Origin of the sequence: Nocardioides sp. B-3 (genome assembly GCF_024703895.1) — a bacterium.
Lineage (GTDB): Bacteria > Actinomycetota > Actinomycetes > Propionibacteriales > Nocardioidaceae > Nocardioides.
In genome coordinates, this window is sequence record NZ_CP087968.1 from 3137512 (window position 1) to 3152862 (window position 15351).

General features: G+C 70.2%; 13 protein-coding genes and 3 pseudogenes. 7 read left to right on the top strand and 9 right to left on the bottom strand.

The features are described from left to right. The first annotated feature begins 55 nt into the window (after positions 1 to 55). From LP418_RS20930 to LP418_RS20940, 3 genes are read left to right on the top strand one after another with little or no spacing between them, the layout of a single operon-like run. Complete coding sequence (locus tag LP418_RS20930; protein WP_257953516.1) at positions 56 to 607, top strand: sigma-70 family RNA polymerase sigma factor; 552 nt, start codon at positions 56 to 58, stop codon at positions 605 to 607. Then, positions 597 to 1064: a hypothetical protein gene (locus LP418_RS20935; protein ID WP_257953517.1), complete on the top strand. Its 468-nt coding sequence runs from the start codon at positions 597 to 599 to the stop codon at positions 1062 to 1064. Before LP418_RS20930 ends, LP418_RS20935 begins: the two co-directional genes overlap by 11 nt. 1 nt (position 1065) lies before the next feature. Further along, complete coding sequence (locus tag LP418_RS20940; protein WP_257953518.1) at positions 1066 to 1266, top strand: hypothetical protein; 201 nt, start codon at positions 1066 to 1068, stop codon at positions 1264 to 1266. A 4-nt stretch (positions 1267 to 1270) separates the two neighbouring features. On the opposite strand, the gene LP418_RS20945 is transcribed toward LP418_RS20940, so the two are convergent. From LP418_RS20945 to LP418_RS20970, 6 genes and pseudogenes are all read right to left on the bottom strand, one after another. Next, entirely contained in the window at positions 1271 to 2689 is a 1419-nt protein-coding gene (locus LP418_RS20945; protein ID WP_257953519.1) for a maltokinase N-terminal cap-like domain-containing protein, read from the bottom strand. Next, positions 2686 to 4411, bottom strand: a pseudogene (gene treS, locus LP418_RS20950) (maltose alpha-D-glucosyltransferase). The gene LP418_RS20945 and the pseudogene treS overlap by 4 nt, the downstream one beginning before the upstream one ends. After that, a pseudogene (locus tag LP418_RS20955) lies at positions 4408 to 6390 on the bottom strand (maltotransferase domain-containing protein). The pseudogenes treS and LP418_RS20955 overlap by 4 nt, the downstream one beginning before the upstream one ends. 100 nt (positions 6391 to 6490) lie before the next feature. Next, complete coding sequence (locus LP418_RS20960) at positions 6491 to 7111, bottom strand: hypothetical protein (protein WP_257953520.1); 621 nt, start codon at positions 7109 to 7111, stop codon at positions 6491 to 6493. A gap of 7 nt (positions 7112 to 7118) precedes the next feature. Beyond that, a complete protein-coding gene (locus tag LP418_RS20965) occupies positions 7119 to 9044 on the bottom strand; it encodes a M36 family metallopeptidase (RefSeq protein WP_257953521.1) in 1926 nt (641 codons plus the stop codon). Next, positions 9010 to 9684, bottom strand: a complete 675-nt coding sequence (locus tag LP418_RS20970; RefSeq protein ID WP_257953522.1) for a hypothetical protein — start codon at positions 9682 to 9684, stop codon at positions 9010 to 9012. Before LP418_RS20970 ends, LP418_RS20965 begins: the two co-directional genes overlap by 35 nt. Before the next feature lie 164 nt (positions 9685 to 9848). On the opposite strand from LP418_RS20970, the gene LP418_RS20975 reads away from it, so the two are divergent. After that, positions 9849 to 10322 (top strand): hypothetical protein, encoded by a 474-nt coding sequence (locus LP418_RS20975; RefSeq protein WP_257953523.1) that lies wholly within the window; start codon positions 9849 to 9851, stop codon positions 10320 to 10322. A gap of 50 nt (positions 10323 to 10372) precedes the next feature. Here the strand turns inward: LP418_RS20975 and LP418_RS20980 are convergent, their stop codons facing one another. Then, a complete protein-coding gene (locus LP418_RS20980) occupies positions 10373 to 10636 on the bottom strand; it encodes a hypothetical protein (RefSeq protein ID WP_257953524.1) in 264 nt (87 codons plus the stop codon). A gap of 28 nt (positions 10637 to 10664) precedes the next feature. On the opposite strand from LP418_RS20980, the pseudogene glgP reads away from it, so the two are divergent. From glgP to LP418_RS20990, 3 genes and pseudogenes are all read left to right on the top strand, one after another. Continuing rightward, a pseudogene (gene glgP, locus LP418_RS20985) lies at positions 10665 to 12431 on the top strand (alpha-glucan family phosphorylase); the annotation flags it as partial. A gap of 79 nt (positions 12432 to 12510) precedes the next feature. Then, positions 12511 to 13176 (top strand): hypothetical protein, encoded by a 666-nt coding sequence (locus LP418_RS31270; protein ID WP_336276113.1) that lies wholly within the window; start codon positions 12511 to 12513, stop codon positions 13174 to 13176. A gap of 350 nt (positions 13177 to 13526) precedes the next feature. Next, positions 13527 to 13904 carry a nuclear transport factor 2 family protein gene (locus tag LP418_RS20990; RefSeq protein WP_257953525.1) on the top strand — a complete coding sequence of 126 codons (378 nt, stop codon included), beginning with the start codon at positions 13527 to 13529 and terminating at the stop codon, positions 13902 to 13904. A gap of 4 nt (positions 13905 to 13908) precedes the next feature. On the opposite strand, the gene LP418_RS20995 is transcribed toward LP418_RS20990, so the two are convergent. Next, on the bottom strand, positions 13909 to 14592 hold the full coding sequence (locus LP418_RS20995) for an ion channel (protein WP_257953526.1): 684 nt from the start codon (positions 14590 to 14592) through the stop codon (positions 13909 to 13911). Continuing rightward, positions 14589 to 15344, bottom strand: a complete 756-nt coding sequence (locus tag LP418_RS21000; RefSeq protein WP_257953527.1) for a hypothetical protein — start codon at positions 15342 to 15344, stop codon at positions 14589 to 14591. The genes LP418_RS20995 and LP418_RS21000 overlap by 4 nt, the downstream gene beginning before the upstream one ends. Between the last annotated feature and the right edge of the window lie 7 nt (positions 15345 to 15351).

The window sequence follows — 15351 nt, forward strand, 5'->3', positions numbered from 1 at the left end:
GCGACGAGTGGAACTTTCCCGCCGGCCGCGCCTGTGACTGGGTGGAGGTGATGAGATGAATGCGAAGGCAGCGAGCGGGATGATCGGCCCGATGACGGTCGTGCCCGGCCGACGCGAGGCCACGACGCAGGACTTCCAGTCCATGTTCGTGGCGCATTACACGATGGTGGTGCGCACGGTGCGCCTGATCGTGCACGACCACGCGGTGGCCGAGGAGGCCACCCGGGACGCTTTCGTCCAGCTCCTGCGCAACTGGCGCAAGGTGAGTGCCTACGAACGACCTGATCTGTGGGTACGCCGCGTGGCGATCCGGCAGGGCCAGCGACAGGTGCATCGCGACCGGCAACGGAGCCGCCTCGAGCTTGTGAGCCTGCCGACCGTCGCGACCACCGACTCCGCTCCGGACGACGAGGTGCTCGATGCCGTCCGCGAGCTGCCACCCGGCCAGCGGGCCGTCGTCGTCCTCTTCTACCTCGAGGACCGGCCGATGGGCGAGATCGCCGACATCCCGGGCTGCTCGGTCTCGACCGGCTGGAGCCAGCTCCACACCGCACGCAAGCGGCTCGCCGCCGCACTCTTCGAGGAGGTGGACCCCGATGTCCGTTGACCAGCGAATCTGTCAGGCCTTCGCCGACGTGGAAACTCCGTCGCTGCCCGAGGTGAACCGGGCCATGGACCGGGTGCTCGTCGCCGAGCGCCGGGGGCGCGCACGCCGCCGGGCCGCGCTCGCATCAGGAGTCGCCGCCGCCGTCGCCGCGGGAGCGGTGCTCTGGGGCGTGCTGCCCGACGACGGAGCGGAATCCCCGACGCCCGCGCCGCCCGCACCGTCGCAGTCCGCGACGTCCTCCGGCGCCCCGGGTGGGGGAGTGGACGACCAAGCCACTGACGCGATCGGCCATCCGCAGCCACCCGGAGGCGCTGGGCCTGCAACAGGACGCCGACGAGGTGGTGGCCGTTCTCCCAGAGGGGCGCTTCCGGTTCCGTCTGTATGTCCGGGCAACCCGGTTGTGGTCGCTGTGCGTGACGACCCCGGCCGGCAGGCTCGGCGAGTGCTACGACAATGAGATGGCGCGCACCGACGGGGATCGCCTGTTCCTCCAGCCCTATGACTCCCGGGTCGAGGGTGACACGACCTACGAGATGGCGCGCACCGACACGACCCTGACGTTGAGTTTCGTGGGGACGAGCGAGCCGACCACCGACGGCGTCCCGGGTGCGGTGTGGCACCGGGCGTTCTACACCGTGGCGCCGTTCACCCACGACTGACGGGTCACCCTCCCGCGAGACGCGCGAGCGCGTCGAGCGGGATGCTGACCCACGTCGGTCGGTTGCGGGCCTCGTAGACCGCCTCGTAGACGGCCTTGTCCGCGACGTAGGCATCGAGCAGCGTCCGCTCGGCTGCGGTGAGCTCGCGTTCGGCATACGCCGCAAGGAAGGCCCCGGCATTGCGCTCGGTCCACTCGGTGGCGCGGTAGGCCAGCTGGCCTTCCTCGCTCTCTCCGGCATCGAGCGCGAAGCTCGTCATCCGCACCGCGCTCGGCGCGTAGTCGAACGAGCGCAGCATCCCGGCGACGTCGCGCCACGGCGAGTCGGGCAGCAGGCGCTCGGCCAGCGGCTTGGCCGGCTCGCCCTCGAAGTCGACGATCTTCCAGCCCTTGACGGTACGCAGCGTCTGGCCGAGGTGCAGGTCGCCGTGGATCTGCTGCACGGGCACCTCGCTCAGGGCGCCGAGGGCGTCGTACGTCGCGCGCAGGGCGTCCGCATGCTCCGCGAGCTCGGGCACCACATCGATCGCGGCGGTCAGCCGGTCGCGCATGGCGCCGGCCAGCGCGGCCGTCTCGTCGGCAGCCGGGGTCGAGACCGGGAAGTGCTCGGCGAGCGTCTCGTGCGTCTCGGCGAGCGCGCGGCCCAGCCGGGCGGACTCGCCGGCGAAGTCGCCGCCGACCTCCTCGGCATGCAGGTCGGCCTCGGCGAACAGGTTGCGGACGCTGGCCAGAGCGAGCTCCCAGCCGTCCGTGGCGGTGCGCAGGAACTGCTGGAGCATCGCGAGCTGGATGGTGGCGTCGGTCGTCTCGTCGACGACGTCGAGCCAGCCGAAGAGCGCGGCCACGTGGTCGGAGCCGGCGCGTGTGAGCACCTCGTGGATCGAGACATCGGGGTTGACCCCGGGGGTGACCTTGCGGAAGACCTTCATCAGCGAGTCCTCGCCGAAGGCGACCGAGGAGTTGGACTGCTCGCCGGTGAACAGCGTCGAGTGCGCCTCGGTGTCGAGCTCGTGGCCGGCGACCCGGTGGAAGGCGAGGTCGTCGGCGGTGACCTTGCCGTCAGCCGCCGCCGCGAACGCCTGCAGCCACAGGGCCATTGCGTCGCGGTCGTGCAGTGCGTCGTACGCGAAACGCACTCCGATGCCGCCGTCATCGACTCGGCCGATCAGCGCGTGCCCGAGCCGGTCCTGCTGCTGGGGGTAGAGGGCGAGCGGGACCCGGTAGAACTCCGGGTCGCCGTCGGCGTACACGATCTCCACCAGCTCGATGACGACGGTGAGGTCGGGCGTCGATCCCGGCAGCGTGCCGACCCGCCGGATCCGGCCGACCTCCCAGTCGCGGCCCTTGCCGCCGAACCAGCGCGCACCGTCGATGTAGTCCTTGAGTGCGGGTGTCAGCGACCCTGTCGTTCGTGACTGCGTCACGCGTGACCCTCCTCGCTGGGCTGTCCGTCGATCAGTCGCATCCAGTAGAAGCCGTACCCGCCGAGGGTGAGGAGATACGGCAGCTCGCCGATCGCCGGGAACGGCACGCCGCCGAGCAGCTCGACCGGGACCATCCCCTCCCACTGGCGCAGGTCGAGCTCGACCGGCTGCGGGAAGCGGGACAGGTTGTTGATGCAGAGGATGACGTCGCGCTCCCCCGTCGGCGCCCGTGTGCTCGCGCACGTAGGACAGCACCGTCGGGTTGGAGCCGCCGAGGTCGGTGAACGTGCCGAGCCCGAAGGCCGGGTGACGGCGCCGGGCGTGCACGAGCCGCCGCGTCCAGTGCAGCAGCGAGGAGGAGTTCTCCAGCTGCGCCTCGACGTTGACGGACTGGTAGCCGTAGACCGGGTCCCGGATCGCGGGCAGGTGCAGCTTGCCGGGAGTGGCGGACGAGAAGCCGGCGTTGCGGTCGGGCGTCCACTGCATCGGGGTGCGCACGCCGTCGCGGTCACCCAGCCAGATGTTGTCGCCCATCCCGATCTCGTCGCCGTAGTAGAGGACGGGGGAGCCGGGCAGCGACAAGAGGAGCGCGGTGAAGAGCTCCATCCGGTTGGTGTCGTTGTCGAGGAGCGGGGCGAGCCGACGGCGGATGCCGATGTTGGCCTTCATCCGCGGGTCCCGGGCGTATTCGCCCCACATGTAGTCGCGGTCCTCGTCGGTGACCATCTCGAGGGTGAGCTCGTCGTGGTTGCGCAGGAAGATGCCCCACTGGCAGCCGTCGGGGATGGCCGGCGTCTGCTCGAGGATCTCCGAGATCGGGAAGCGCGACTCGCGGCGGACCGCCATGAAGATGCGCGGCATCACCGGGAAGTGGAAGGCCATGTGGCACTCGGTGCCGACCCAGCGTCCGGTCTCCGGGTCGAGCTCGGGACCGAAGTACTCCACCACGTCGGCCGGCCACTGGTTGGCCTCGCACAGCAGCACCCGGCCGGGGTAGTTCGTGTCGACGAACTGACGGCACTTCTTGAGGAACTCGTGGGTCTCCTTGAGGTTCTCGCCGTTGGTGCCGGGGCGCTCGTAGAGATAGGGCACCGCGTCGAGGCGGAAGCCGTCCGGGCCCATGTCGAGCCAGAAGGCCATCGCCTCCATGATTGCGTCGTGCACCCGGGGGTTGTCGAAGTTGAGGTCGGGCTGGTGGTGGAAGAACCGGTGCCAGAAGTACTGCTGGCGCACCGGGTCCCACGTCCAGTTGGACGGCTCGGTGTCGACGAAGATGACGCGCGCCTCCTCGTAGAGCTCGTCGGTGTCGGACCACACGTAGAAGTCGCCGAAGGGACCCTCCGGGTCCTCACGACTGGCCCGGAACCACGGGTGCGCGTCGGAGGTGTGGTTCATGACGAAGTCGATGATCACCCGGATGTCGCGCTTGTGGCACTCGTCGAGGAACTCGTGGAAGTCCTCGGTCGTGCCGCACTCGGGGAGGATGTTGGTGTAGTCGGCGACGTCGTAGCCGCCGTCGCGCAACGGCGAGGTGAAGAACGGCGGCACCCACAGGCAGTCGACGCCGAGCCACTGGAGGTAGTCCAGCTTCTCGATGAGGCCCTTGAAGTCTCCGGTCCCGTCCCCGTTGGAGTCGCGGAAGGACCGCACCAGCACCTCGTAGAAGACAGCGGTGCGGAACCACTCGGTGTCGGTGTTCGCATTCACCGGGCTGTCAGTCAACGGGGGCTCCTCACCGTCAGGATGTGCGCCGGTTCGGCGCCGGGGTCGAGACGAACGTAGTTGTCCCGGCTCCAGCTCCAGTCGGCGCCGGTGATCTCGTCGTGCACGACGAAGGAGTCCTGCCACTCGAACCCGAGCGCGGGCATGTCGAGGTGCACCATCGTCTCGCGGGCACCGTGCGGGTCGAGGTTGACCACCACGATCACGGTGTCACTGTCCGGGCCCTCGCCGTGTTTCTTGGAGAAGACGAGCACGTTGTCGTCGTCGCTGGTGTGGATCGCCGGGTTGCGCAGCAGCTGGAGAGCCGGGTGCGTGCGCCGGATCTCGTTGAGCCTGCTGATGTACGGCGCCAGCGTCCGCCCGTCGGCCTCCGCCTGCTTCCAGTCGCGGATCCGGATCTGGTACTTCTCCGAGTCGAGGTATTCCTCCGACCCCGGGCGCACGGCCACGTGCTCGAACAGCTCGTAGCCGGCGTAGACGCCCCAGCTCGGGGACCCGCACGCTGCGAGCACCGCGCGGATCTTGAACGCCGCCGGTCCGCCGTACTGCAGATAGGCATGGAGGATGTCGGGGGGTGTTGACGAAGAAGTTGGGCCGCATCAGGTGGTCTGACTCCGTGGCGACCTCGGTGAGGTAGGACTCGAGCTCGCGCTTGGTGGTGCGCCACGTGAAGTAGGTGTAGCTCTGGTGGTAGCCGACGGCGCCGAGGCCGTGCATCATCGCCGGGCGGGTGAACGCCTCGGACAGGAAGATGACGTCGGGGTCGGTGCGCCGGACCTCCTTGAGCAACCACTCCCAGAACGCCAGCGGCTTGGTGTGCGGGTTGTCGACGCGGAAGATCCGCACGCCGTGCTCCATCCAGTGCTGCACGATGCGCAGCACCTCGCGGCAGATGCCGGTGGGGTCGTTGTCGAAGTTGACGGGGTAGATGTCCCGGTACTTCTTCGGCGGGTTCTCGGCATAGGCGATGGTGCCGTCGGCGCGGGTGGTGAAGAACTGCGGGTGGCTCGTGACCCACGGGTGGTCGGGTGCGGCCCGGAGTGCCGGGTCGAGGGCGACCTCGAGACCGAGCTCGTTGGCCCTCGCGACGAACGCGTCGAAGTCGTCGAAGGTGCCGAGGTCGGGGGTGGATGGCGTCGTGCCCGCCATCCTTGCTGCCGATCGCCCACGGCGAGCCGGGGTCGTCGGGTCCGGGTGTGAGGGTGTTGTTGGGACCCTTGCGGTTGACCTCGCCGATCGGGTGGATGGGCGGGAGGTAGATGACGTCGAAGCCCATGGCCGCGACGGCGTCGAGCCGCTTCGCCGCGGTCACGAAGGTGCCGGTCGTGACCTTGCCGGTCTGCTCGTCCGACGTCGCGCCCTCGGAGCGCGGGAAGAACTCGTACCGGGAGCCGAAGAGCGCGAGGTTGCGGTCGGCGTAGAAGGGATAGGGGCCCTCGTGGGTGACCAGCTCGCGCAGGGGGTGACGCGTCAGCACGTCGACCAGCTCGGGGCTCTGCAGCACCGCGAGCCCGGCCTCGACGGGGCGGTCGTCGTCGGCCGCGGCCCGGGCGCCGCCGCTGATGATCGCGACCTCACGGTCCTCGAGGCCGCCGCCCGCGATCACCCGGTTGAGCAGCAGCCGCGCCTCGGTGAACATCAGCTCGACGTCGACACCGGCCGGGATCTTCAGGCCGGCGTCGTGCTCCCACGTGGCCAGCGGGTCGGACCACGCCCGGATCTCGAAGGTCCACGCGCCCTCGACGTCCGGGGTGAACCACGCCTCGTAGAGGTCGGGCACGTCGGTGCGCTTCGTCATCCGCACCGGCGCGCGTGGCTCCACCCGGGTCGGTGAGCACCACCTCGGCACTCAGCTGGTCGTGCCCCTCGCGGAACACGGACGCACGGATGGGCAGAGGTTCACCGATGGTCGCCTTGGCCGCGTGACGGCCGAGGTCGACGACGGGGGAGACGTCCATGACGGGGATGCGGCCAACCATGCGTCCACACTTGCGACTCGCGGAGCCACACGCAAGCCCGACGGCGAGGCGGCCCCCCGAGAGGCCACCTCGCCGTCGTGTCAAGTGCGGTGCGGATCGATCAACCGCGCACCGTGATCCGCAGGGTTCGCGACCGGGCCGGCTCGTAGGCGGTGCGGTCGGCCGGGCGGAAGAGCACCACCACCTTGTGCCTGCCGGCTGCGAGACGGCGGGTGATCGACCGCTTCAGCGTGAGCGACGACGCCTTCACCTTGGCGTAGGTCCGCCCGTCGAGCTTGATGATGAACCGGCCGGGAACGTCCGCCAGCTCGCCATCGGCGCGGACCAGCTTCGCAATCACCTTGGGTGCCGCGTTGGCCCGCGTCTGCAGGGCACGGACGAGCCGCACCTTCAGGGCCGTGGCGACCTGCTCGGCGCCCGTGCCGGTGCCGGACGGGCCGGTCGTGCTCGTGGTCGGGCTGGGGGCCGTCGTGGTGAGCTCCGAGGTGGCCGGAGCAGGCGCCCGGCTCGGCGGCGTCGTGCCGGGACCACCCGTCTGCTTGGCGGCCGTGGTGAAGACCCGGAGCTCGGCGGCGTGGACGATCGTGCCGCGGTCGGACGCCGTCTTGCAGTCGGTGTCGTTGAGCGGGTCGTTGTCGAGCTCCCCGGCGTAGCCGGTCTGGCCCGTGCACTGGTTGTGCAGGGTGACGAGGCGTGCGGCGGCCGCCTGCGTGTCAGGCACGTCGAACTCACGCATGGTGAGGTCGGGCGCGACCGGACGGGGCAGCACGGCGGGGAAGGCGTCCGCGGGCGAGGTGTAGAAGCGCGACCACGTGGCGTCGGTGGATGCACAGCTCGCCGTACAGGCCTCGAGGGCGAACTGGCGCAGCGCGGTGAAGCGCGAGCCGGAGTCGGGGTCCTCGACCGCGAGCAGCGGCAGCTCGTTGGGGTCGGCGGGGGCCGGGTTGAGCATGGCGCTCACACCGGACCCGACGGACCGTCTGCTGGTCACCCGCCGGGTCGACGGCCACCGACGGGGTGGTCTCGTCGACGTTGCCGGCCGTGACGCCGCCCCAGTTGGTGGCCTCGGTGCCGTCGATGAGGTGCTCGGCGTTGCGCGAGCCCTCGGTGGCTCCGATGATCGTCGCGCCGGCCGCTGCGGCGGCGACGTTGACCTCGTCGCTGACCTTGACGGTCCGCGCCCCGGCGTCGTCCACGGTGAGCGTGGACCGGGTGAAGCCACGGTCGGCCGAGACGGCAAGGATCTGGTAGGTCCCCGGCGTGAGCTCCGCGGTGGCGCCCAGCTCGGTGGAGCCGATGGTGTCGGCGACCGGCGTGGCGCGAGCCTCGTAGGTGCCGACGTAGATCTTCGACGGGCTGGCCGTCTGGAACGTGATCGGCGCGTTGGGCGTGAGCGCGGCAGCGAAGCTGGGGGTCGGCTCGTGGTCGTCGGCGTTGGCGACCGAGGCGGCCTTGCCCATGCCGCGGCGGGCGAAGGCCTGCCACATCACGGCCCGGTCAGCACCGCCGAAGCGCATCTGGTCGGCCGCGAGCATCGCGTCGCGGGCATCCAGCATCGACGTCGCACCCTGCTGGAGCAGGAACGAGTCGAACATCAGCTGGAGCCAGCGCCGGTTGCCCGGGCACTGGTCTGCGGGCAGCGGTGACAGGTCGTCGCGTGCTGGCGCAGCGCAGCTGCAGGGCCTTGTTCTCGTAGTCGAACTGGGCGTCCCACTTCTGCACGAGGGCCCGGCGCACCTCCCACTGCGTACCGTTCCAGATCTCGCCGTCGGCGTGGACCTCCGGACCGGTGCCGTCAGAACCCGTAGTCGGAGTAGTTGAGCGGGTTCTTGTCGATGGAGTAGTCGCGGATGGCGACGTCCTTGTTGCCGGTGGCGTAGACGCCGACGGCCCAGACGTTGCCGCCGTTGGAGTAGTCGTGCTCGTAGTGGTACTCCCGCGGCGACCGGGTCGCTCCACGACTCACCCATGGCACCGCCCTGCTCGGAGGTGAGGTTGTCGTCGGGCCCACCGACCATGCGGTTGCTGATGGCGTGGGTGTACTCGTGGCCGACGATGCCCATGTCCAGACCGCCGTCGGTGCACGGCGCGTAGAAGGCGCCGGCGATCGGCTGGAAGAGGTACTGGTTGGTGATGCCGGGCGTGCCGTCCTGCAGGGTGATCTGGTTGGCGTTGTCGCGGCCGAGGCCGTGCTGCAGCCCACCGATCGCACCGGCCTGCGTGTTGCCGACCTCGGGGTCGCCCCCGACGCCGCCGCGCCCGCCGTTCTCCGCCTGCATGTTGTAGTTGGACTCGGTGAAGCCGAGGTCGTAGCTGAAGTCGTGCATGCGGTTGTGCGCCACGAACAGGTTGGTGACCGAGGCGTCGATGTCGTTGCCGCCGGGGACCAGGTTGGCAGGGTCGCACTTGGCGTTGTTCCAAGCGTCCGTGAACTCGGTCGTGTACTCGCGGGTGGGCGAGATCGGCGCTTGGAAGAGACCGCCGGGAGTCAGCGGGCTGAGCCGGGCCTCGTGCGTGTTGGCGTTGTTGCCGACCGTGGTCGAGGTCGGCAGGTTGCCGCCGAGCATCGTGTCCCACGGACCCGTGGCCTCGGAGGTGCGCAGCTGGCCGGGAGGCGTGTCACAGCCCGACTCGGAGCTCCAGCAGCCGAGCACCGAGTTGGTCGGCGTCTCCTCGGGGGAGTCGAGGGTCGGGTTGGCCGGGAAGTAGCGCCACTTCGGGTTGAGCTGGAGCGCATCGGGCGACGGAGCTGCCTCGGTCGCTGGTGTAGACGCCCGGGGTGTACTGGCCGACCACGGCCGAGGCTGCGTCGAAGGGGCAGACTCGGATCGAGTAGGTGCCGGCCGGGATCGAGTCGGCGGGGTAGGTCATCAGCTCCGGGCTGGTGAGGAGGTCCCGGTCGGTGAGCAGCTCGTCGCCGGGACCCCAGAGCTTGACGGTGACGTCGTCGAGGGGCAGCGCCGCGGCGAGTGCGTTGATCGACTTCGTCAGGTCGTCGGTCAGCTCGAAGGCGTGCTTCGGTCCGCACGCGAGCGCGGTGAAGGTGCCGGTGAAAACGTTCTGGTAGGACTCGTTGTCGACCCGGTTGCGACGCACGAGCACGGCGCCGCTGACGGCATCGACGAGCGAGGTGTAGGCGAAGGCGTCCCCGCCCTCGGTGTCGACGACGTTGGCCTCGAAGACGGGGCGCACCGTGCCGTCTGCCATGGCGAGCGCGCGCAGGCGGACCTGCTGCTGCTGGGCGAGGCCCGGGACTGAGAACGTGGTCCAGTCGCGCGGCGTGGCTCCCGCCACGAGGTCGGCGACCTTCGCGGCGTCCGTGACGCGGCCGACGTTGGCCGCGGCCTTGAGCCAGCCCCTGGACGGGCGTCAGTGTCGCTGCGGCAGGGGTGGCGCTGGTGCGGGCCAACGACGAGGAGACGTAGGCGACCCGGCCGTCCGCGACGCCGAGGGTGACCATGCCGCCGGTGGCGGAGACCAGTGCGCCGTACTTCTGGCGGAAGAGCACGGCACGGCTGGTGCTGTCGGCCAGCTTCTGGGAGTTGACCAGCTCGAGGCCGTCGACCCGGGCGGCGCTGAGGCCGAAGGCGGCGGCGTGCTGGCGCAGCCACGACCGTGCGCCGTCGGCGGGAGAGCCGGGCGCGGCCCCCAGCGAGCCGTCCGCGGGGAGCAGCGAGGAGGGCGTGCCGAGCGCGTTCCAGCGCACCGTGACGTCACCGAGTGCACCGACCGCGGTCTTCTGCGCCACGGTCGGGGCGGCGGTGCCGCGGGTGTCGATGTCGGCAAGTCCGTGGACCGGGTCGCCGAGGGTGCGGACGAGGTCGGCGACGCTGGGGGCCGTGGTGGGCCGTGCGTCGGCGGGGAGCTGGCTGAGGGCTGGGACCGGGGTGATGGTCAACAGTCCCGCAGCGGCCGCCGCGAGGCGGCGGTGAATCGGGCGGGGAGTGGTCATGTGCCGACAACGCCGATACCCTCCCCGCGGTTACGCGCCAGTAGGAGCTGGTTGTCGGCCCCGTCGTGCGAGCACCGGGCCAATGAGCCCCGTCAGAAATCCCGCGCCCAGCAGTGCAGCCGTCGACGGGCTCGCGACCTCCCACACGAAGAGCTGGTCGGTGTGGGCCATGCCGACGAAGAGCACGAAGCCCACGATCGCCGCGAGGCCGCCGAGGACGGCAAGCATGAGCGACACGAGCGACGCCGTGTCCCGGCCGGCGAGCTCGGGCTCGACTTCGGTGGTGTTCGACACTGGTCCCCTCCCAAGGATCGGGCACATCATGTCGCAGAGCCGACGGTGGCGTAGGAAAAGTCCGCGCCATGAAATTGGAACGATCCAGTCAGAATTGGGCTACGGTCGGCCGGTGCGAGCGATTCGACGATTCACCGTCCGTCCTGTCCTGCCCGAGGCCCCGGCCGGTCTGTCGACCCCGGCCGGCAACCTGCGCTGGTCGTGGCACCCGGAGACGCAGGACGTCTTCGCCTCGATCGACCCAGTGCTGTGGACCGAGGTCAACCACGATCCGGTGCGCCTGCTCGGCGCCGTCGGGCGCGAGCGGCTCGACGAGCTCGCCGGCGACGACGACTTCCGCGGCCGCCTGCACGCGGCCAACGAGTCGCTGGAGCGCTACCTGACGGGGGAGCGCTGGTATGCGCGCAAGGCGGGCGAGGACGCACCCCGCTCGATCGCCTACTTCTCCCCGGAGTACGGCATCACCGCGGTGCTCCCGCAGTACTCCGGCGGCCTCGGCATCCCGGCCGGCGACCACCTCAAGGCCGCGTCCGACCTCGGCATCCCGGTCGTGGGCGTGGGCCTGTTCTACCGCCACGGCTACTTCAAGCAGTCGCTCTCGCGTGAGGGCTGGCAGCAGGAGACCTATCCGGTCCTCGACCCCGACGAGCTCCCGCTGTCCCTGCTGCGCGAGGCCGACGGCTCGCGCGCGATCGTCTCGATCGCCATGCCCGGCGGCCCCGACCTGCTCGCCCGCATCTTCGTGGCCAGCGTCGGTCGGGTGCCACTGCTGCTGCTCGACTCCGACATCGAGGAGAACCCGCAGCACTACCGCGACGTCACCGACCGCCTGTACGGCGGAAACTCCGAGCACCGGCTGCGCCGGGAGCTGCTCCTCGGCGTCGGCGGAGTGCGCGCGCTCCGGGTCCACTCCCGGCTCACCGGTGCCCCGGCGCCCGAGGTCTTCCACACCAACGAGGGCCACGCCGGCTTCCTCGGCATCGAGCGCATCCGCGAGCTCACCCTCAGCGAGGGCGGCCCGGGACTCGACTTCGACACCGCCCTCGAGGTCTCGCGGGCCGGCACCGTGTTCACCACGCACACGCCGGTCCCGGCCGGCATCGATCGTTTCCCACGCGAGCTGATCCAGCAGTACTTCGGCGGCGGCTCGTCACCGACGCCGGGCGTGCCGGCGGACCGCGTGCTCGCCCTCGGCGCCGAGGACTACGACGGCGGCGACGCCGGTGTCTTCAACATGGCGGTGATGGGCTTCCGTCTCGCCCAGCGCGCCAACGGCGTCTCCGAGCTCCACGGCCACGTCAGCCGCGGCATGTTCAACGGCCTCTGGCCCGCCTTCGACGAGGCCGAGGTGCCGATCGGCTCCATCACCAACGGCGTCCACGGCCCGACCCGGATCGCCCGCGAGATCTTCGACATCGCCGCCGAGCTCGGCGCCGACGTCGACAGCGACGACACCGATGCGCTCTGGCCGCTCATCGACCAGATCCCGGGCCGGCGCCTGTGGGACCTGAAGCGCGACCTGCGCGCCCGCACGGTCGAGGACGCCCGCGTCCGGCTGGCCAAGTCGTCGGCCAAGCGCGGGTTCGCGCCCGCCGAGCTCGGCTGGATCGAGACGGCGCTCGACCCCGACGTGCTCACGATCGGCTTCGCCCGCCGCGTGCCGTCCTACAAGCGGCTGACGCTGATGCTGCGCGACCCGGAGCGGCTCAAGCGGATCCTGCTCGACCCGGAGCGGCCGGTCCAGCTGGTCATCGCCGGCAAGTCGCACCCGGCCGACGACGGCGGCAAGAAGCTGATCCGGGGAGCTGGTGCGCTTCGCCGACGACCCGGCCGTCCGGCACCGCATCGTCTTCCTGCCCAACTACGACATCGCCATGGCGCAGCCGCTCTACCCCGGCTGCGACGTGTGGCTCAACAACCCGTTGCGCCCCTACGAGGCGTGCGGCACCTCCGGCATGAAGGCCGCGCTCAACGGCGGGCTCAACCTCTCCATCCTCGACGGCTGGTGGGACGAGTGGTACGACGGCAGCAACGGCTGGGCGATCCCGTCCGCCGACGGTGTCGACGACGTCGACCGTCGCGACGACCTCGAGGCCGACGCGCTCTACGACCTGATCGAGAACGAGGTCGCGCCCCGGTTCTACGACGTCGACCACGAGGGCGTCCCCACGCGCTGGCTGGAGATGGTCCGCCACACGCTCAAGTCGCTCGGTCCCAAGGTGCTGGCGACGCGCCGGTCCGGGACTACGTCCGTGAGCTGTACGCACCCGCGGCCCACACCTCGCGCGCGCTCAACTCCGACTACCACGGCGCCCGCGAGCTGGCCGCCCGGAAGAAGAAGGTGCGGGTGGCCCGGCCGTCCGTGCGCGTGGAGCACGTGGAGTCCGCCGGGGTCGGGGACGTCGCCGAGGTGGGGGCGACCCTCGCCGTACGCGCGTTCGTGGCCCTCGCCGACCTCGGACCCGACGACGTCGAGGTGCAGGTGGTGCACGGGAAGACCAGCGCCGACGACGACCTGCTCGACGCCGGCGTCACCGTGATGCACCCGACCGAGTCCTACGAGGGCAACCGGCACCGCTTCGACGCCGACGTGCCGCTCGACCACTCCGGCTCGTTCGGCTACACGGTGCGCGTGGTGCCCCGCAACGCGGCCCTCGCGTCCGTCTCGGAGATGGGTCTCGTCGCCGTACCCGCCTGATCGGCGCTGTTCCGGTCTGACGCACCGGCGGTGAGTGAGCCACATTCTCTCGAACGGAATTGTGGCTGGCTGACCGCTCCTCGGGCGAGTCGCCTGCAGCGCGCCCCGGAGAGGTGAGTCACCCACATTCGAGCGTCAAGGAATGTGGCTGGCTCACCGCTCGGAGGATCAGCCACGTGCCATCGTGGGCCCATGGAGTCAGATCAAGACGCAGTCGTCGCAGCTGCCCTCGAGCGCGCCGCAGCGCTCGCCGACGGTGACGCTGTGCGCCTGTGTGCATTGCTGCACGAGAACTTCCAGTGGACCGCGCACATCGGCGAGACCTACAGCCGCGACGAGTACGTCCGTCGCAACACCGGCGGCCACACCGTGTGGCGCTCGCAGGAGATGCGCGACGTCGATGTCGTGGTCGTGCGAGACACAGCCGTGCTCCGCGCCGAAGTGGTGGACGTGGTGCTCTCGGACGAGGGCGAACCCGTCACGTTCCGGATGCCGATGACCCGGGTCTGGGTGCGCCGGGCCAACGCATGGATCTGCCTCGGCGGCCACGCGGGCCCGCGCCGCACGTGAACGTTCAGTCGTCCCGGCTGAGCCGGGTCGAGGTCCTCGAGACCGTCAGCGCGATCATCCGCGCCACCACGAGGGCGAGGTAGAGCATGCCGGCGATCTGCTCGATCATCACGAACGACCGCGCGTGCGGCCTGATCGGATAGATGTCAGACAGACCGGTGCTGGTCATCGTGGTGACCGAGAGGAAGAGCATCTCGAACCACGCCTTCGCGTCGAGCGGGCTGGCCACGACCGAGAACGAGTCCGGCCACACGATGTCGACCGCGAGGTAGACGTAGGCGAACCCCCATGCGACGACGGTGAAGGTCGCGCCCGTCGCGTAGAGCTCGTCGGTGGTCACGACGTGGTCCGCGAACATGTATCTCAGCAGCGCATAGCCGGTGTAGAAATAGAACGCGGCGTGGAAGACCGAGGACCACAGGACGATGGACTCGGCGCCGGGTGAGACGGCTTCCCAGATCGTGAGCACGACGACGGGCAGGCCGAGGATGGCCGAGACCCAGTTGAGGGCGGGGGTCATCCGCACCGCCATCACCGCGATGACCAGCACGAACAGGGCCAGTGTGGAGAACACCGCGCGGCCCAGCGGCTGGTCGCCGAGGAACGGGTAGACGAGGATGCCGGCCAGCTGGATGATCAGCAGGACGGCGCACGGGTGCTTCAGGACCGGGACGTGGCGCCAGCTCACTTGACCTCTCTCATGACGATCACCGAGCGGGCCTCCCGGAGCAGCGTGCTGCCCGCCTTGACCGGCGTCCCCGTCGCGTTGCCGGGATCGGTCGAGACCACGATCTCGCCGGCAAGGACCCAGTTGTTCTCGGGCAGCGTCAGCTCCACGTCGTGCGCCGAGGCGTTGAGCCAGATGATGAACGAGGCGTCTCGCAGCTGCTCGCCCCGGGGGCCGGGGGACCGCAGGGGGTCACCGGAGACGACCATCCCGAAGCACTGCAGGCCGTCGTCGTGCCAGTCGTCGCCGGTCATCTCGCGCCCGGTCGGGTGCAGCCAGATCAGGTCCTTCGGCCCGCCCTTGATCGTCGGGCGGCCCTCGAACCAGTGCCGCTGGCGCAGGGCCGGGTGGTCGCGGCGGATGCGCAGCGCGGTCTTGGTGATCTCGTAGACGTCGAGCCACGCGTCGTCGGGTCGCCAGTCGATCCGGGAGATCTCGTTGTCCCGGCCATAGGCGTTGTTGTTGCCCCGCTGGGTGCGGCCCCGCTCGTCGCCGGCGGTCAGCATCGGCACGCCGTTGGAGAAGCACAGAGTTGCCATCAGGTTGGCCGCCTGCCGCCGACGCAGCGCCGGGATCTCGGCGTCGTCGGTCTCGCCCTCGACACCGCAGTTCCGGGACCGGTTGTTGTCGGTGCCGTCGCGGTTGTCCTCGCCGTTGGCCTCGTTGTGCTTGTCGTTGTAGGACACCCGGGTCGCGCAGCGTGAAGCCGTCATGGGCGGT